Below are 16,890 nucleotides of genomic sequence, written 5' to 3' on the forward strand. Positions count from 1 at the left end.
CCCCTCCACTTCCGGATGCAGGCAGCACCGACGCGAAGCCCCTAGCGAAGGACACCAATGACCGTGGAGATCTCCGCCGCCCGCACTGCGCGGATCGAGCGGACCACCAGCGAATCCAGCGTGTACCTCGAGGTCAATCTCGACGGCACGGGTACCTCGGATATCAGCACCTCCGTGCCGTTCTACGACCACATGCTCACGGCCCTCGCGAAGCATTCCCTGATCGACCTGACGGTGAAGGCCACGGGCGATACGCACATCGACGTCCACCACACCGTCGAAGACACAGCGATCGCCTTCGGGGAGGCCCTCCGCGAGGCGCTCGGCACGAAGGCCGGCATCCGGCGCTTCGGCGAGGCGACCGTTCCCCTCGACGAGGCCCTTGCCAATGCAGTGGTCGACATCTCCGGGCGCCCCTTCCTCGTTCATGGCGGCGAGCCGGCGGGCCAGGAGTACCACCTCATCGGAGGACACTTCACCGGATCGCTGACCCGCCACGTCTTCGAAGCCATCGCGCTGCACGCGGGAATCTGTCTGCACCTCAACGTGCTCGCCGGCCGCGACCCCCACCACATCGTCGAGGCGCAGTTCAAGGCCTTTGCGCGGGCACTCCGAGCCGCCGTGGAGTCCGACCCTCGGGTCGAAGGCATCCCGTCGACGAAGGGGGCGTTGTGAGCGCGCCGAAGGTGACGGTGCTCGACTACGGGTCGGGCAACGTCCGCTCCGTGGTGCGGGCCCTTGAGCACGTCGGTGCCGAGGTCACCCTCAGCGCCAAGTCGCAGGACGTCCTCAACGCCGACGGGCTCGTGGTGCCCGGCGTGGGCGCCTTCGCGGCCGTCATGAAGGGACTGAAGGACGTCGATGCGCTGCGCCTGATCGGACGCCGTGTAGCCGGGGGCCGTCCCGTCCTTGGCATCTGCGTGGGCCTGCAGATCCTCTTCGACGAAGGGGTCGAGCACGGCGTGCGCACCGCCGGGATGGGGGAGTGGCCCGGCAAGGTGGAGCGACTCCAGGCCGACGTTGTGCCCCACATGGGATGGAACACGGTCAGTCCGCCCGAGGACTCGGTGCTGTTCGACGGCATCGAGGACGAGCGGTTCTACTTCGTCCACTCCTACGGAGTGCAGCACTGGGACTTCGACGTCAGCCAGCCCATGATGAAGCCGCCCCAGGTGACGTGGTCCGACCACGGCGGGCGGTTCATCGCCGCCGTCGAGAACGGGCCGCTCTCTGCCACCCAGTTCCACCCGGAAAAATCAGGCGACGCCGGAGCCCAGCTGCTGCGCAACTGGACCGGCAGGCTGGGAACATAATGATCAGCGTTCTCCTGATGGGGGTTGCCGGCCTGCTGATCGGCGGGGCGTTGTCCTTCCGCTCGCAGGGCTTCCCCAAGGCGCTGATCATCAGTTTCTGGATCCTCGCCGGCATGGCCCTGGTAGGGGCGTACCTCTTCACCCTTGACGCCTAGGCAAGCGCAGCACGCCCGCCCCGCACCAACGCCAGCCCCGCACCCCAGCGTGCACCTCCGCCAGCTGTGCACCCATTCCCGCGGCCCCTCCCGGCCACGTCGACCGAAAGAAGCGCATGAGCCCGTTCACCGACTCTCCCAACCTGGAACTCCTCCCCGCCGTGGACGTCGCCGACGGCCAGGCCGTCCGCCTCGTCCAGGGGGCCGCCGGCAGCGAAACCAGCTACGGCGACCCCGTCGACGCGGCGCTGGCCTGGCAGGAGGACGGCGCGGAGTGGGTCCACCTCGTCGACCTCGATGCCGCGTTCGGCCGCGGGTCGAACCGCCCGCTCCTCGAAAGGGTCGTCCGGAAGCTCGACATCAAGGTCGAGCTCTCCGGCGGGATCCGCGACGACGAATCACTCGACGCCGCCCTCTCCCTCGGGGCCACCCGGGTGAACCTGGGAACGGCAGCCCTCGAGAACCCCGAGTGGACCGCCAGCGCCATCGCCCGCTACGGCGACGCGATCGCCGTCGGCCTCGACGTCCGCGGCACCACCCTGGCCGCCCGGGGATGGACCCAGGAGGGCGGGGACCTGTGGGAGGTGCTGCAGCGGCTCGAGGACGCAGGATGCGCCCGTTACGTTGTCACCGACGTCACCAAGGACGGCACCCTGCAGGGGCCGAACCTCGAACTGCTGAAGCAGGTGATCGAGCGCACCAGTCGGCCCGTGGTGGCCTCCGGTGGCATCTCGAACCTCGATGACCTCGCGGCACTGCGCCAGCTGGTGCCCAGCGGCCTCGAAGGAGCGATCGTCGGCAAGGCCCTCTACGCCGGGGCGTTCACGCTTCCTCAGGCGCTGGACGTGGCCGGCCACCCGGCACCTCGGGAATGAGCAGGGAGCTCCCGGCGCACATCGCCGCCGCGCTGGCGGGAAACACCACGGACTCGGCGGGACGGCCCTGGGCCGGACGGGACCTCTCCGGTGACGGGAACCCCCTCCATAACTTCGACGACGACGACGGACAGGCCGACCCCGGCTACTCGTCCGCCGTCCGGGCCCTGATCGAGGGAGCCGGCGGCGAGGAGCAGGTGATCCAGGCGCTGGCATCGGCGCGGGTCTTCATCCCCATCGTGGCCCAGCTCGCCGCCGCCGGTGAGGGCCTCGATGGGGTCGAGGCCGACAAGGAAGCCGACATGGCCCTGGTGACCCTGCGTGCGCCCGACGGGCGGGCGGCGCTGCCGGTGTTCACCTCGGCGGACCGGCTCGCGGCCTGGCACTCCGACGCCCGTCCTGTGGCCGCCTACGCGGCGCGGGCGGCCCTGGCCGGTGTGGCGGAGAAGGCCGAACTGCTGGTCGTCGACCCGGGAGCCGACTTCACGTTCGTGGTGCGCCGTCCGGCGGTGTGGGCGCTGGCCCAGCAGGAGCCGTGGACGCCGTGCTACCGCGACCCCGGCCTCCGCGGGTTCGTCGCGCCGATCACCGCCGGCGAGGAGGCAATCCTCGACGTCGTCCTCGAGCCAGGCTCCGGGGTGGCCGCCCGGACGGCTGGCGGTAGGCTGGTTTCCGGCGGCGGAGCCGGACCGGAACTGAAGATGAGTATCCGGCTGCAGCCCGGGCTCAGCCCCACCGCCGTCCGGGACCTTACCGAGCGCCTGCGCGCCTCGCTCCAGGCCCGCAGGGAGTTCGTCGAACGGGTCGACTCCCTGGAGATCCGAATAACCCGCTGACCGCGAAGGATCAGCAAGAGAGATGCTGCCGTGAACTTTGCCGTGTACCTGGAACTGCTGCGCATCGTTCCCGTCCGGAGGCTTTTGCTCGTGGGCATGGTCGCCCGGTTCCCCCACTCCGCCGCGGGGGTCCTTCTTACCCTTCACGTCGTCCAGACCCTCGACCGCGGCTACGCCGCCGCCGGGACCGTGGCCGCGCTGGTGACGATCGGCATCGCCGTAGGCGCGCCCTGGCGGGGCCGGCGGGTCGACAGCGTCGGCCTGCGCCGGGCGTTGATCCCCTCGGTCATCGCCGAGGCCGTCATCTGGTCGATCGCCCCGCGGCTGCCGTACGAGTGGCTCCTGCTCGCGGCACTGGTGGGCGGGCTGTTCACCCTCCCGGCCTTTTCCGTGGTGCGCCAATCCCTTGGCGTGCTGGTCGAGGGGCACTCCCGCCGCACGGCCTTCACCCTTGACGCCATCTCCACCGAGACGATCTTCATGGTGGGCCCGGCCGTTGGCATCGTGCTCGCGACCCAGGTGTCGACGGTGCTCGGCCTCACCCTGGTGGGTTTCGCCACCGCCGCGGCGGGCATCCTGCTGATGATCTACAACCCGCCCACCCGCACCGGGCAGCCCGGGGCGCTTCCCGCGCCAAGCGACGCGGAGGACTCGGCGATGGCCGTCGAATCCGTGGTGGCCGCCGCCCCCGCCCGGGTCAACGAGGCGTCGGCGGAACTGATGCCGCGCGCGGCGGTGCCGGTGCTGCGGCGGGTGGGCGGCCGGGTCGGTTCCCGGTTCGCCTGGGTCACCATTCCGCTGGCCGTCGTCATGGCCGTCGCCGCCGGGGCGGGCCTCGCGCTCTCCGGGACCGAGGTCGGCATCATCGCCACCCTGGAGCACACCGGCCGGGAGGAGCAGCTCGGCCTGGTCTTCGCCGCCTGGTGCGCCGCCTCGATCGTCGGGGGACTGCTCTACGGCGCCCTGCACAAGCCGATCTCGCCCCTGGTGCTCCTGCTCGGCATGGGGGTGCTGACCATTCCGATGGCCTTCGCCACGGACACCCTTTCCCTGAGCCTGCTCTCCATCGCCCCTGGCCTGCTCTGCGCACCGGTACTCTCCGCCGCTTCCGAAAAGGTCGCCGACCTCGTACCGGAGAAGCGCAGGGGGGAGGCAATGGGCTGGTACGGCTCGGCTCTGACCTCCGGCGTCGCCGTCGGAGCTCCGCTCGCCGGGTTGCTGATCGACACGGCGGGACCGTGGGGAGGCTTCGCCGCCGTGGGCGGTGCCGCGGCGCTGATCGGCAGCGCAGGGCTCGCCGCCCAGCAGGTCCGGCGCCGCCGGGCTCCCGTCGCCTGAAATCCGTTCCCGCGCGCCCGTCGGAGAGCCGGTCCCGCATGCCGGGCGGTTGACCGCGGTCCTTAAGCGCAGCGGCGGCCGGCCCGTTGGAGGCCGGCCGCCGTCGGATCGGCGCCGAGTGGTTCCGCGGTGCTAGTTCACGGGGCCCGTGAACTTCTCGCCCGGACCCTTGCCCGGAGCATCGGGGATTACCGACGCCTCCCGGAAGGCCAGCTGCAGCGAGCGCAGGCCGTCGCGCAACGGGCCGGCATGTTGGCTGCCGATCTCCGGGGCGGCGGCCGTGACGAACCCGGCGAGGGCGGTGATCAGCTTCCGGGCTTCGTCGAGGTCTTTGAGCTCCTCCGCGTCGTCGCCGGCGGCCAGCCCGCACTTAACGGCGGCGGCGCTCATCAGGTGGACGGCCGAGGTGGTGATGACCTCCACGGCGGCCACCTCTGCGATGTCGCGCATGTGCTGCTGGACCGACTCCTCGGAGCCGTGCTCCGGGCCCGCCTCCTCCGCGAAGCTGCGGCGGGTCGGAGAGGGGTCGGAGGCGGAGGCCGGGGCCCCGTGCCCGGTTTCGGCGGGATTGCTGTTCGGAGTGCTCATACTGGTAAGCTTGTCACAGACCAACTGAACGTCGTTACTCCCAGCGCCCCCTGCGGGTATGGGAAATGACACGTTCAGGATGCAAGCGGAGTCCTCTCCCACCCGCGATTGCCTGGTGCTTCCTTGGGAAGTGCTTCAGGCAGCCGGGTCCAGGTCGGTGCAGCAGGCGCAACCGCGCCTGAGCACACGCCGGTATCTGCCGGACGTGTACGCACTGATACCCGAGGCCTTCGATTGCGCATGCGATTGGAGGCCTTCTCCATGTGCAGGCGGTCTCCCGGGTTTTCAACAATCAGGAGCTACACATTAGCGAGCCAAGAATCAATGATCGTATCCGCGTCTCCGAGGTGCGGTTGGTTGGGCCTGCCGGCGAACAGGTAGGAATTGTCCGTATCGAGGACGCACTTCGACTTGCCGCCGAGTCCGACCTGGATCTTGTTGAGGTTGCACCGCAGGCCAAGCCTCCGGTTGCGAAGCTGATGGATTTTGGCAAGTACAAGTACGAAGCCGCGGTCAAGGCGCGTGAGGCGCGGAAGAACCAGACCAACACGGTCCTCAAGGAAATCCGTTTCCGCCTGAAGATCGACACCCACGACTACGAGACCAAGCGCGGGCACGCCATCCGGTTCCTCGGCGCGGGCGACAAGGTCAAGGCCATGATCCAGTTCCGCGGCCGCGAACAGCAGCGCCCCGAGATGGGTATCCGGCTGCTGCAGCGCTTCGCCGAGGATGTCGCCGAGGTCGGCGTCGTCGAGTCCTCGCCGAGGATCGACGGTCGCAACATGGTCATGGTGATCGGCCCGGTCAAGAACAAGGCCGAGGCGAAGGCCGAAGCCCGCCGCGCGACGCAGCGTGCCGATGCCAAGGCTGCGAACGAGGCGGCCAAGTCCGGCACGCCCCGCGTCGATGTCTCCGGAACCAGCGGCGCGCCGCTGACGCAGACCCTCGCGGATCTGCTGCCCGAGGGCTACTCGATCACCGGCAGCCAGCCGGAGGAGGCAACCGCTCCCGCCGAGACCGCACCGGAAGCGCCCGAGCAGGCTGCTCCCGCCCAGGAGGCGGCCCCGGCCGTCGTCGAGCAGGCAGCGCCCGCCGCCGAGCAGGCCCCGGCCGCCGCCGAGCAGGCAGCGCCCGCCGCCGAGCCGGCCAAGGCGCCTGCACCCCGGCAGACACCCGCCAGGACCACTCGACCTGCAGCGGCTGCGTCAAAACCCGCGGCCGCCCGGCCGGCAGCGGCGGCGTCCAAGCCCGCCGAGGCCAAGCCCGCCGCCGAGGCGGCTCCGGCAGCACCGGCGCCCGCGCCGAAGCCAATGGCGGCACCGAAGCCCGGTGGCGCTCCGAAGCCGATGGCGGTTCCCAAGCCCGCTGCCGCCCCCAAGCCCGCCGGAAGGACGGCTCCCTCGAAGAGCCCGTCGAGCCGGCCGAAGCCTGGAAGCTCCGAGTAGGAACTTCCCAGCTCTTGGAATCCCTCCGGGTGACCAAGTAAAACCGCAGGCGCTCCTGGGCGCCGTCCAACCGCTGACACCCGTCCGCGGCTAGCAGAAGGAGATCGGTCCCCATGCCGAAGATGAAGACCCACAGTGGCGCCAAGAAGCGCTTCAAGCTGACCGGCAGCGGCAAGCTGAAGCGCCAGCAGGCCAACCGCCGCCACTACCTCGAGCACAAGTCCTCGACGCTGACCCGGCGTCTGGCCAGCGACAAGATCGTCTCGAAGGCCGACACCAAGGTCATCAAGAAGATGCTGGGCGTCTAAGACCACACCAACCATTCCGTCTTCGGGCACCGCACAGCGGAGGGCACCGCGGCCAGCAGGCCGGACGGACGAACTACTGAAGGAGTACGCACGTGGCACGTGTGAAGCGGGCGGTAAACGCCCACAAAAAGCGTCGGGTTATTCTTGAGCGCGCCAAGGGCTACCGCGGGCAGCGTTCGCGCCTGTACCGCAAGGCCAAAGAGCAGCTGCTGCACTCGTTCGTGTACAGCTACGGTGACCGCCGCAAGCGCAAGGGCGACTTCCGCCGCCTGTGGATCCAGCGCATCAACGCTGCATCCCGCGCGAACGGCCTCACCTATAACCGCCTGATCCAGGGCCTGAAGGCTGCGGAGATCCAGGTGGACCGCCGCATGCTCGCCGACCTCGCCGTCACCGACGCCGCCGCGTTTGCCACGCTGGTATCGCTGGCCAAGGCCGCCCTGCCAGCCGACACCTCAGCCCCCGTCGTCGCGGAGGAGAAGGTCGTCAAGGCGCCCCGGGCCACCAAGGCCAAGGCCGCAGCGAAGGCCTAGGTCCGTTGCCGGCACCGCCGGCGGCAGCCTGAAATTTCATGAGCATATCCGGACGCCCCCAGGCACCTGCGATGACCAACCCCCGAGCCGATCGGGTGAGGGAGGTCGCGCGGCTTGCGGGGCGTCCGGCGCGTTTAAAGCGGGGGCAGTTCCTGGCCGAAGGCCCCCAGTCGGTCCGCGAGGCGCTCCGGCTCCACGCGCTGCGCGGGGCCTCCGGCGGGCAGGAAGTCGTCACTGAACTCTTCGCCACCGGCGCCGCACTCGAACGCAACCCCGACATCGCCGCGCTGGCCGACGGGCCGGGCCTGCCCACCGCGCGGCTGGTCACCGACGAGGTCCTCGCCGAGATGTCCTCGACCGTCACCCCGCAGGGACTCATCGCCGTCTGCCGCTTCATCGACGTCTCCCTCGAAAGCGTCCTCGCGGCGCGGCCCAAGCTGCTCGCGGTACTGGTCGAGGTCCGCGACCCGGGCAACGCCGGAACCATCCTGCGGGCGGCCGACTCCGCCGGAGCCGACGCCGTCATTCTGACCGCCTCGAGCGTCGACCTTTACAACCCGAAGGCGGTGCGCTCGACCGCCGGCTCGCTCTTCCACCTTCCCGTGGTGCTGGGTGCCGACCGGGACGAACTCCTTGCAGCCCTGCGGGAGCACTACCTGACCGTCCTTGCGGCGGACGGGTATGGCGACGTCGACCTGGACGCGCTCCAGGACGAATCCTCGGCACGCCGGCTCACCGGGTCCGGCACCGCCGGCACCGCCGGTGGCGCCGCGGGGGACCGGGCCCGGCTCGAAGAGCCGACCGCCTGGCTTTTCGGCAACGAGGCCCAGGGCCTTCCGGCGGATCTGGTCGAGGCGGCCGGACACCGCGTGGCCGTGCCTATCTACGGGCAGGCCGAAAGCCTCAATGTCGGCACCGCGGCCACCGTCTGCCTCTACGCCTCGGCCCGCGCCCAGCGCCGGACACCGGCGAACTCCTCACCCGCCTGAGCGGCCCGCTTCCGGGCCGGGCCCTCGGGACTCAGCCGACCGGCTCGAGGGTGCGGGCCTTCGCCCGCGCGGACCGGGCGTCCATCCTGCCGCTGGACAGCGCCACAAGAAGCCCCACCACGGCCAGCCCCGCCCCGACGAGGGCAGGCGCCGTGAATCCCCAGCCGGCCGCGATGACCGCGCCGCCCACCGCCGCGCCCAGGGCGTTGGCGATATTGAGTGCGGCGTGGTTCAGCGATGAGGCCAGCGAGGGTGCACCGGGGGAGACATCGAGGAGCCGGGTCTGCAGCGACGGGATCAGGGAGGCGCCGCTGGCCCCGACCAGGAAGACGAACAGGAACGCCGTCGGTGGGAAGCGCATCGCCAGCGGGAACACCACGAGCACGACGACGATGACCGCCATGACCGCGTAAATGCTGCCCAGGACCGACCTGTCGGCGATCCGCCCGCCCACCACATTGCCGACCAGCATGCCGATGCCGTACAGGGCGACGACCAGGGGCAGGATGCCGGCGGGCAGGTCGGTGACCTCGGTGATGATGGGGGAGATGAACGAATAGACGGCGAAGAAGCCGCCGAAGCCCACCGTGCCGATCAGCAGGGTCATCCACATCTGCGGACGGCGGAGCGCGGAGAGCTCGCTGCGGATACTCGCATCGGGGTGCACCTCCTGCAGCGGAACAAACCGAAGGACCAGGAGGATCGTGGCGACACCGGTGACCGCGACCAGCAGGAACATGGTGCGCCAGCCGAACTGCTGGCCCAGCCAGGTGGCTAACGGGACCCCGATCACGTTGGCGATGCTGAGGCCGACCATCACCATCGAGATCGCCCAGGCACGCCGGGTCGGCTTGGCCAGGGAGGCGGCGATCACGGCGGCCACCCCGAAGTAGGCGCCGTGGGGCAGGCCCGAGAGGAACCGGGAGAGCAGCAGCATGCCGTAATCGGCGGCCAGGAATGAGAAGAGGTTGCCGAGCGTGAACACAAGCATGAGCATCAGCGCCATGGTCCGCTGGCGCCTGCGGGCCCCGAGCGTTGCCAGCACCGGTGCGCCCACCACCACTCCGATGGCATAGGCGGAGATGACGTGGCCGCCCTGGCTGTAGCTCAGGCCGAGGTCGTCGACCATCTCCTGAAGCAGCCCCATAATGGCGAACTCGGTGGTTCCGATGGCGAAACCGCCGACGGCGAGGGCCGCGATGGCGAGGCCAAGCTGGCGGGGCGTGATGACGGCTGAGGGCCGGGAGGAAGACATAGACGACTTTCGGCGTGAAGTGGATGTCGACGCCGGAACTCCGGCGGGTGACGCCGTTGTCTTCCCCCACTGTAGTGCGGGTGGGAGGAGCGCGCAGATCGGATGGGTCACAGCAGCGGCCGCTCCCCGGCGCGCAGGCACCGCCGCGCCGGCGTCGGTCCCTCTCCCCACCCTTTCTCCACTCCTCTTCCCGGTCCGCGCGGCGCGCCGCGCGGTTCTGGTGCAAAACCGCGCCGTCTGATTGGCTTAAGACATGAGTTGGCTCCACCCCAAAGACCAGTTGCCGGAGAGCGAACACCTCCGGGAGGACATCAGTCTCCCCGAGGCCGGGCACGGGTCCGCCGGGGAGTTCTCCGAGGAGGCATACACCTCGACCCAGCTCAATGCAGGGCAGTTCGTTCCCGGGCTGAGCCCGCACGGCGAATACCGGCATGAGCTCAACCCCGAGCACTTCGATGAGCCCGGCGACGGCCGACTGGTCCACCCCGAGGAGAGCTGAGGGGCAGGATGGATCGGGGCGCTGGTTAGACCCGGCGCTGGTTAGACCGGGCACTGGCTGGCCCCGGCGCTGGCTAGACTCGAGGCGTGACCCTACGTGAAACCGCTCCTGCGCTCCGACAGATCGTCGGCGCCGCCATCGTGGACTCCCTCGCCCGCCCCACGGCCCTCCTCGTGGCCCGCCGCACGGCACCCGAGCAGTTCGCCGGCATGTGGGAATTCCCGGGCGGCAAGGTGGAGCCCGGCGAGAGCTGCACCGACGCCCTCCACCGCGAACTGAGAGAGGAACTCGGCGTCGACGTAAGCCTCGGCGCCGAGGTGGACGGACCACTTCCGGGAGGGTGGCCGCTGAATGCCACGGCAGTGATGCGGGTCTGGCTTGCCGAGGTGGCCGACGGCGACCTGCAGCCCCTCCAGGACCACGACGAACTGCGCTGGATCGACCTGGCCGACGCCCCGGCCCTGGCCGCGCTGCCCTGGATCCCGGCCGACCGGCCCATCGTCAGCGCGGTCCTGCAGCTGGCGGGCTCCTAGGGCGGCGCTCCTCGGGCGGCCTGCGGCCGGCGGCCCGCGCGGATTAGAACAAGGTCGGCTCGGTCTGCGCCGGTGAGGTGCGGGCGCCGGGCCGGTTCCCGCCGCCGGGCGGCTGGGGCCGCGTGCCTCCCGAGGGTCCCTCACCGGATTTCTCCCGCCCGGTGCCGGTCGAGGTGCTCCGCATAAAGCCGGCTCCGGCCGGAAGTCCATGGCGTTTCCGGAAATAACGGACCCTTCCGGTGAGCCACTGTGTGTACTCCTTCGAGGCGTAGGAACCGCCCCCGTACAGCTCCCGGTACCGGGGGAGGAGGTGCCGGTGGGTCCGGGACAGCCAGTTCAGGAACCATTCCCGGGCACCCGGGCGCAGGTGAAGCGGTCCCGCCGTCACGCCCGTGGCTCCGGCCGCTGCCAGCGCCGCAAAGAGCCCATCGAGAGCTTCATCGGTGTCGGTGAGCCAGGGCAGGATCGGCATCGCCATCACCCCGCAGGGAAGGCCGGCGTCCCGAAGCCTGCGGATCAGCCCGAGGCGCGCCTTGGGTGCCGGCGTCCCGGGCTCCACGGCTTCGGCCAGGGCCGCATCCGTCAGGGCCAGGGGAATGCCCATCCCCACCGGTACGGAGCCGGCTGCGGCGGTCAACAGCGGAATGTCCCGGGCCAGGAGCGTGCCCTTGGTGAGGATTGAAAACGGCGTCCCGGAATCGGCAAGGGCGGTGATGATGCCGGGCATCAGGCGGTAGCGTCCCTCGGCCCGCTGGTAGGGGTCGGTATTGGTGCCCATCGCCACGTGCTCGTGCTTCCAGGAGGGCCGGGCGAGCTCCCTCCGCAGCACCTCCGGGGCGTTGGTCTTCACCACGAGCTGCGAATCGAAGTCCAGTCCCGAGTCGAGGTTGAGGTAGCTGTGGGTCTTGCGGGCGAAGCAGTACACGCAGGCGTGGGAACAGCCGCGGTACGGGTTAATCGTCCAGGAGAACGGCATGCCGGAGCCGGCGTGCACCCGGTTCAGCACGGACTTGGCGACCACCTCGTGGAAGGTGATGCCGGCGAACTCGGGGGTCCGGACGGTGCGGACGAGCCCGGCCAGGGGCAGCAGCGGTTCGGCGCCGGTGACCGGCAGGGCGGGGTCGGTCTTCTGAGCATCCCAACGCATCCCTGAATTAGAACACACCTTCGAGAAAAAATCAGGATGGTCGGGCCGGGATGGCTTACGCTGGTTTCATGATCCTCCTCACCGGCTTCGAGCCTTTCGGCGGCGAGGCCGTCAATCCCTCGTGGACGGCGGCCCGCGGCGCCGCCGACCGGCTGGCGTCCGAGGGATACGAGGCCGCTGCGGTCGAACTGCCGTGTTCCTTCGCCGAGGCTCCCCTGGTACTCGCCGCCGCGCTGGAGCAGTTCCAGCCCCGGCTCGTGCTGTGCACGGGGCAGGCGGGAGGCCGGAGCGCCATCTCGCTGGAGCGCGTGGCGATCAACCTCGTCGATGCGCGCATCCCGGACAACCGGGGGGAGCAGCCCGTCGACCGCCCGGTGCGGGACGGGGGGCCGGCGGCGTACTTCACCTCCCTCCCGATCAAGGCGGCACTGGCACGGGTGACCGGGGCGGGGATTCCTGCGGAGGTTTCCCAAACGGCCGGCACCTATGTGTGCAACTTCCTCTTCTACGCCCTGATGGACCTGCTCGCCGCGCGGGAGAACATCGCCGGCGGGTTCATCCACGTGCCGTACTCGACCGGCCAGGGTGCCGTTCACGGCCAACCCGGCCTCGACGTCGGCCGAATGGCGACGGCGCTCGCCCTCATCGCCGTCACGGCGCTTGAAAACCCCGTCGACATCGAACTCCCTGCCGGCGCCGAACACTAGCCCGAAATTCTAGAGGCGGCCGGCTCCGGAGGACTTCCGCCGGGGGTGGCTGGATTTCGTCACGGCCGGTCTTGACCGCGGACGGCCGGCGAACGCGCCGTCCGGGCCGCAGCCGGGCGCGCGGCGTCGCCCGTGTCGTCAGCGCCGTCGGATCGCCGCGGCCGCCGCGGACCGCAGGCTGCGCACGGGCCGCTGCCGGTAGCCGCCGTCGGCCAGGCCCGCATGGCGTTCGAAGGGGTTGAGCGAGGCGGGATCCCCGGTGCGCAGCACCGACCACGCGGCGGCGGCGAAATACATTGGAAGGAAGGGCAGCCCAAGGCAGGCCGCGTACTGCAGGCTGTGCCGGGCCTCGTGGGTGAGCAGGGCCTTTCCCGCCCGTGAGCGGGGACCGCGCAGGAACACGACGCTTCCCACGGTGAAGGCCCCGGCAATCGGCAGCCGGCCGGTCCAGCCCTCGGCGATGATGATCCCGCCGGGCCCGGGCGAGAGGGTGCACCCTTTGGCCCGGGCGAGCAGCAGCGCGCAGGGGGTCGAGAGGTTCAGCCAGTTCAGGGCGCTGGCCACTGCGCCGCCGGAGCTCATGCGGATATCCTAGTTCCCGTTCAATTAGACTGGCCATGCCGGGAGCTTCGTGATCAACCGCTGCTCCCGGAACTTCCCCGATCGGCTCCGCAGGCTTCCTGCGTCCGCCGGACCCGCAAACGAGAGTGCTAGGTAAGCCATCCCGATGTCTAACTCCCACGAGCAAGTCGGGGCCGGGAGCCCCGGCGCCGAAATCCCCGACCCCCTTGATGCCGCGGCCGTCTCCGCGGCGGTCGACCGGGCCCTGGCCGACATCGCAGCGGCCGACACCCTCGATGCCCTCAAGGTGGTCCGGATTGCGCACGCCGGGGAGAAGTCGGCGCTCAGCCTGGCCAACCGCGGTATCGGCGCCCTCGCCAAGGACCAGAAGGCCGCCGCCGGCAAGAACATCGGCCCGGCCCGCGGCAGGATCAACGCCGCGCTCGCCGCCCGCACCCTCGAACTCGAAGCCGAACGCGACGCCCGGATCCTTGTCGAGGAGGCCGTCGACGTCACCGCCGCCCCGCGGCGGCGGCGGATGGGCGCCCGGCACCCGCTGTCCACCCTGCAGGAACGCGTCACCGACGTTTTCGTCGGGATGGGCTGGGAGATCGCCGAGGGCCCGGAGCTCGAGTCGGAGTGGTTCAATTTCGACGCCCTGAACTTCAAGCCGGACCACCCGGCGCGCGAAATGCAGGACACGTTCTTCGTCGAGCCGCCCAGCGCCCACCTGGTGCTGCGCACCCACACCTCCCCGGTGCAGGTGCGCTCCATGCTTGAACGGGAGCTGCCCATCTACGTGCTGTGCCCGGGGAAGGTCTTCCGCACCGACGAGCTCGATGCCACCCACACGCCGGTCTTCCACCAGTTCGAGGGCCTCGCCATCGACAAGGGCCTCACGATGGCCGACCTCGTGGGAACCCTCGAGCACTTCACCCGGCAGCTCTTCGGAGCTGAGGCCAAGGTCCGCCTGCGGCCGAACTACTTCCCCTTCACCGAGCCGAGCGCCGAGCTGGACATCTGGCACCCCGGAGCCAAGGGCGGCCCGCAGTGGATCGAGTGGGGCGGCTGCGGCATGGTCAACCCGAACGTGCTGCGCGCTGCCGGGATCGACCCCGAGGTCTACTCCGGGTTCGCCTTCGGCATGGGCATCGAGCGGGCGCTCATGTTCCGCAATGAGGTCAGCGACATGCACGACATGATCGAGGGCGACGTACGTTTCAGCCAACACTTCGGGATGGAGATCTAAGTGAGAATCCCCCTTTCATGGCTGCGGGAGTTCGCCGCAGTGCCCGCCGACGCCACAGCGGAAGGCGTCCTGGCCGACCTTGTCACCGTGGGCTTCGAGGAGGAGGCTGTCCACCGTCCCACCGACGAGCTGCGCGGCCCCATCGTCGTGGGGCAGGTGCTCAGCGTGGTCAAGGAACCCCAGTCCAACGGCAAGACCATCAACTGGTGCCAGGTGCGCGTCGTGCCCGAGGGCGCCGAGCAGAGCCTGACCGGTGAGGGCATCGACCCCTCGGGCGTACAGGGCATCGTCTGCGGCGCCCACAACTTCGCTGAGGGCGACAAGGTGGTCGTGACCCTGCCCGGCGCCCTGCTGCCGGGCAACTTCGCCATCACGCCGCGCAAGACCTATGGCCACCTCTCGGCCGGCATGATCGCCTCGGTGCGTGAGCTGGGCATCGGCGAGGACCACGACGGCATCCTGGTGCTCTCCACCGTGGGCCTTGACCCCGAAGTGGGCTCCGACGCACTGGAGCTGCTCGGGCTGTACGACGAGGCTGCCGAAATCAATGTCACCCCCGACCGCGGGTACGCCTTCTCCCTTCGGGGCGTTGCCCGTGAGTACGCCCACGCCACCGGGACTCGGTTCACCGACCCGGCCGGCGCCGTCACCGTCCCCGAGGCCTCCGGTCCCGGGTACCCCGTGCGGCTCGAGGATACGGCCCCGATCTACGGCCGGCCCGGCTGCGACCGGTTCGTGGCGCGCACCGTGCGCGGAGTCGATCCGACCCGGCCCACCCCGCCCTGGATGGCCGCGCGCCTGCGCCTGGCCGGAATGCGCTCGATCTCGCTGATCGTCGACATCTCCAACTACGTCATGCTCGAGCTGGGACAGCCGCTCCACTTCTACGACCTCGACCGGCTGTCCGGCGATATCGTGGTGCGGCGCGCCACCGAGGGCGAAAAGCTCAAGACCCTCGACGACAAGGAGCGCGCCCTCGATCCGGGCGACCTGCTGATCACCGACGCCTCCGGGCCGATCGGCATCGCCGGGGTGATGGGCGGTGCGGCGACCGAGGTCTCCGCAGCGACGGCGAACGTGCTGATCGAATCGGCACACTTCGAGGAGGTCAGCATCGGCCGCTCCCGGCGCCGCCACCGCCTGCCCTCGGAGGCATCGAAGCGCTTCGAGCGCGGCGTTGACTGGCACGTCGCCGACATCGCGGCCCAGCGCGCCGTCGAACTCATTGTCCAGCTCGCCGGTGGCACCCCCGACACCACCGCCACCGACGTCGGGACGGCCCCGGAGCCGCGCCGGATCGACCTGCCGGAGGGTTACCCCGCCCGGCTGATCGGGCTCGACTTCACCCCGGAGCAGATCACCGGCACCCTTGAGGACCTCGGCGCCGCTGTCACGGCTCACGACGGCGGTCACGAGGTGGTTCCGCCGAGCTGGCGCCCCGACCTCGAGACGCGCGAGGACCTCACCGAGGAAATCATTCGGCTCGTCGGCTTCGACAAGATCCCGTCCTCGCTGCCGACGGCGCCTCCGGGGCGCGGGCTCACCCGCCTGCAGCAGCAGCGCCGCCGCCTCCTGAACGCCCTCGCCGCCGCCGGGCTCACCGAGGTGCTTTCCTACCCGTTCGTCTCCAGGGTTTCGAACGACACCTTCGGATCCGCCGAGGAGGGCGTGCCGGCCCGGGCCGTGAAGCTGGCGAACCCGCTCAGCGCCGAACTCGGGTACCTGCGCACCTCCGTGCTGCCGGGACTGCTGGACGTTGTCCGGCGCAACGTCTCCCGCGGGTTCCGCGACCTCGCGCTGATGGAGACCGGCCTGGTGTTCCTCCCGGGCGAATCCATGGGCACAGGGAGCATCCCGCCCCTTGGCGTGCGCCCGCCGGAGGGGGTGCTCGATGCCCTCTATGAGGGAATCCCGTACCAGCCGCAGCTGGTCGCCGCCGTCTTCACCGGCCATGAGGCTCCCGCCGGCCCGGGCCTGGCGCCGCGGGCCTGGGACTGGGCCGACGCAGTGGATGCCGTGCGCCTCATGGGCGAGGTCACCGGCGTCGACCTCGTTGTTGAGCAGGGCGCGCACCAGGCCTTCCATCCCGGGCGCACCGCACGCATCCGGCTGCGCAGCGGGGAGGTCCTTGGCTACGCGGGAGAACTCCACCCGAAGCTCACGGCGGCCTCGGACATTCCGGCCCGGACCGTCGCGCTCGAAATCAACGCCGACCTGCTGTTCGAGGCGGCCCCGGATGTCATCGTGGCGCGGGACCTCTCCGCCTTCCCGGCGTCCACCCAGGACGTGGCGCTGGTGGTCGGGGACGACGTCCCGTCCTCGGCCGTGCTTGAGGCCCTGCGCGAGGGGGCGGGGGACCTCCTCGAGGACCTGAGCCTGTTCGACGTGTACTCGGGCCTGGGGATTGACGAGGGGAAGAAATCCCTCGCCTTCGCCCTGCGCTTCCGTGCACCGGACCGCACGCTCACCGCCGAGGAGGCGAGTGCCGCCCGCGGCTCTGCCATCGCGGTGGCCGCCGAACGGTTCGGCGCCTTCCAGCGCTGAGGCACGACCACCGCT

Annotated in this window: 19 protein-coding genes; 15 read left to right on the plus strand and 4 right to left on the minus strand. The window is 70.3% G+C overall.

The window, feature by feature from the left end; translation table 11 throughout:
• Positions 1–57 precede the first annotated feature (57 nt).
• The 6 genes from hisB to GVV77_RS02645 all read left to right on the plus strand — a co-directional run bounded on the left by hisB (position 58) and on the right by GVV77_RS02645 (position 4,517).
• On the plus strand, positions 58–675 hold the full coding sequence (hisB, locus tag GVV77_RS02625) for an imidazoleglycerol-phosphate dehydratase HisB (RefSeq protein WP_159616045.1): 618 nt from the start codon (positions 58–60) through the stop codon (positions 673–675).
• Positions 672–1,313, plus strand: a complete 642-nt coding sequence (hisH, locus tag GVV77_RS02630) for an imidazole glycerol phosphate synthase subunit HisH (RefSeq protein ID WP_159616047.1) — start codon at positions 672–674, stop codon at positions 1,311–1,313. Before hisB ends, hisH begins: the two co-directional genes overlap by 4 nt.
• Positions 1,313–1,468: a hypothetical protein gene (locus tag GVV77_RS18090; RefSeq protein ID WP_201291387.1), complete on the plus strand. Its 156-nt coding sequence runs from the start codon at positions 1,313–1,315 to the stop codon at positions 1,466–1,468. Before hisH ends, GVV77_RS18090 begins: the two co-directional genes overlap by 1 nt.
• A gap of 116 nt (positions 1,469–1,584) precedes the next feature.
• Positions 1,585–2,343 carry a bifunctional 1-(5-phosphoribosyl)-5-((5-phosphoribosylamino)methylideneamino)imidazole-4-carboxamide isomerase/phosphoribosylanthranilate isomerase PriA gene (priA, locus tag GVV77_RS02635; RefSeq protein ID WP_159616049.1) on the plus strand — a complete coding sequence of 253 codons (759 nt, stop codon included), beginning with the start codon at positions 1,585–1,587 and terminating at the stop codon, positions 2,341–2,343.
• Positions 2,340–3,179 (plus strand): SseB family protein, encoded by an 840-nt coding sequence (locus GVV77_RS02640; RefSeq protein ID WP_159616051.1) that lies wholly within the window; start codon positions 2,340–2,342, stop codon positions 3,177–3,179. The genes priA and GVV77_RS02640 overlap by 4 nt, the downstream gene beginning before the upstream one ends.
• Before the next feature lie 30 nt (positions 3,180–3,209).
• Positions 3,210–4,517 (plus strand): MFS transporter, encoded by a 1,308-nt coding sequence (locus GVV77_RS02645; protein ID WP_159616053.1) that lies wholly within the window; start codon positions 3,210–3,212, stop codon positions 4,515–4,517.
• Between the two features lie 132 nt (positions 4,518–4,649).
• On the opposite strand, the gene GVV77_RS02650 is transcribed toward GVV77_RS02645, so the two are convergent.
• Positions 4,650–5,105, minus strand: coding sequence for a DUF1844 domain-containing protein (locus tag GVV77_RS02650; protein ID WP_159616055.1), 456 nt, complete (start codon positions 5,103–5,105; stop codon positions 4,650–4,652).
• 347 nt (positions 5,106–5,452) lie between these two features.
• Between GVV77_RS02650 and infC the strand changes: the two genes are divergently transcribed.
• From infC to GVV77_RS02670, 4 genes are all read left to right on the plus strand, one after another.
• Positions 5,453–6,550: a translation initiation factor IF-3 gene (gene infC / locus GVV77_RS02655; RefSeq protein WP_246199580.1), complete on the plus strand. Its 1,098-nt coding sequence runs from the start codon at positions 5,453–5,455 to the stop codon at positions 6,548–6,550.
• A gap of 113 nt (positions 6,551–6,663) precedes the next feature.
• A complete protein-coding gene (rpmI, locus tag GVV77_RS02660; RefSeq protein ID WP_120166546.1) occupies positions 6,664–6,858 on the plus strand; it encodes a 50S ribosomal protein L35 in 195 nt (64 codons plus the stop codon).
• Between the two features lie 92 nt (positions 6,859–6,950).
• A complete protein-coding gene (gene rplT / locus GVV77_RS02665) occupies positions 6,951–7,391 on the plus strand; it encodes a 50S ribosomal protein L20 (RefSeq protein WP_120166544.1) in 441 nt (146 codons plus the stop codon).
• Between the two features lie 38 nt (positions 7,392–7,429).
• Positions 7,430–8,380: a TrmH family RNA methyltransferase gene (locus GVV77_RS02670; protein ID WP_159616057.1), complete on the plus strand. Its 951-nt coding sequence runs from the start codon at positions 7,430–7,432 to the stop codon at positions 8,378–8,380.
• A gap of 31 nt (positions 8,381–8,411) precedes the next feature.
• Here GVV77_RS02670 and GVV77_RS02675 read toward each other — a convergent pair whose 3' ends face one another.
• Positions 8,412–9,635, minus strand: coding sequence for an MFS transporter (locus tag GVV77_RS02675; protein WP_159616059.1), 1,224 nt, complete (start codon positions 9,633–9,635; stop codon positions 8,412–8,414).
• Positions 9,636–9,888: 253 nt separating this feature from the next.
• Between GVV77_RS02675 and GVV77_RS02680 the strand changes: the two genes are divergently transcribed.
• Both GVV77_RS02680 and GVV77_RS02685 read left to right on the plus strand, forming a co-directional pair.
• Positions 9,889–10,134 (plus strand): hypothetical protein, encoded by a 246-nt coding sequence (locus GVV77_RS02680; RefSeq protein ID WP_159616061.1) that lies wholly within the window; start codon positions 9,889–9,891, stop codon positions 10,132–10,134.
• An 86-nt stretch (positions 10,135–10,220) separates the two neighbouring features.
• Positions 10,221–10,667, plus strand: a complete 447-nt coding sequence (locus tag GVV77_RS02685; protein WP_159616063.1) for a (deoxy)nucleoside triphosphate pyrophosphohydrolase — start codon at positions 10,221–10,223, stop codon at positions 10,665–10,667.
• Between the two features lie 43 nt (positions 10,668–10,710).
• Here the strand turns inward: GVV77_RS02685 and GVV77_RS02690 are convergent, their stop codons facing one another.
• The gene (locus GVV77_RS02690; RefSeq protein ID WP_159616065.1) at positions 10,711–11,814 is read right to left on the minus strand and encodes an Rv2578c family radical SAM protein; all 1,104 of its coding nucleotides are present in this window, start codon (positions 11,812–11,814) and stop codon (positions 10,711–10,713) included.
• A 68-nt stretch (positions 11,815–11,882) separates the two neighbouring features.
• On the opposite strand from GVV77_RS02690, the gene pcp reads away from it, so the two are divergent.
• Positions 11,883–12,521, plus strand: coding sequence for a pyroglutamyl-peptidase I (gene pcp, locus GVV77_RS02695; protein ID WP_159616067.1), 639 nt, complete (start codon positions 11,883–11,885; stop codon positions 12,519–12,521).
• A 138-nt stretch (positions 12,522–12,659) separates the two neighbouring features.
• Here the strand turns inward: pcp and GVV77_RS02700 are convergent, their stop codons facing one another.
• Positions 12,660–13,103 carry an eCIS core domain-containing protein gene (locus GVV77_RS02700; RefSeq protein WP_159616069.1) on the minus strand — a complete coding sequence of 148 codons (444 nt, stop codon included), beginning with the start codon at positions 13,101–13,103 and terminating at the stop codon, positions 12,660–12,662.
• A gap of 145 nt (positions 13,104–13,248) precedes the next feature.
• On the opposite strand from GVV77_RS02700, the gene pheS reads away from it, so the two are divergent.
• Complete coding sequence (gene pheS, locus GVV77_RS02705; protein WP_159616071.1) at positions 13,249–14,331, plus strand: phenylalanine--tRNA ligase subunit alpha; 1,083 nt, start codon at positions 13,249–13,251, stop codon at positions 14,329–14,331.
• Positions 14,332–16,875 (plus strand): phenylalanine--tRNA ligase subunit beta, encoded by a 2,544-nt coding sequence (gene pheT / locus GVV77_RS02710; RefSeq protein WP_159616073.1) that lies wholly within the window; start codon positions 14,332–14,334, stop codon positions 16,873–16,875.
• The last annotated feature ends 15 nt before the right edge of the window (positions 16,876–16,890 follow it).

It is taken from the genome of Arthrobacter zhaoguopingii (assembly GCF_009828605.1).
GTDB classification, from domain to species: Bacteria; Actinomycetota; Actinomycetes; order Actinomycetales; family Micrococcaceae; genus Arthrobacter_D; species Arthrobacter_D zhaoguopingii.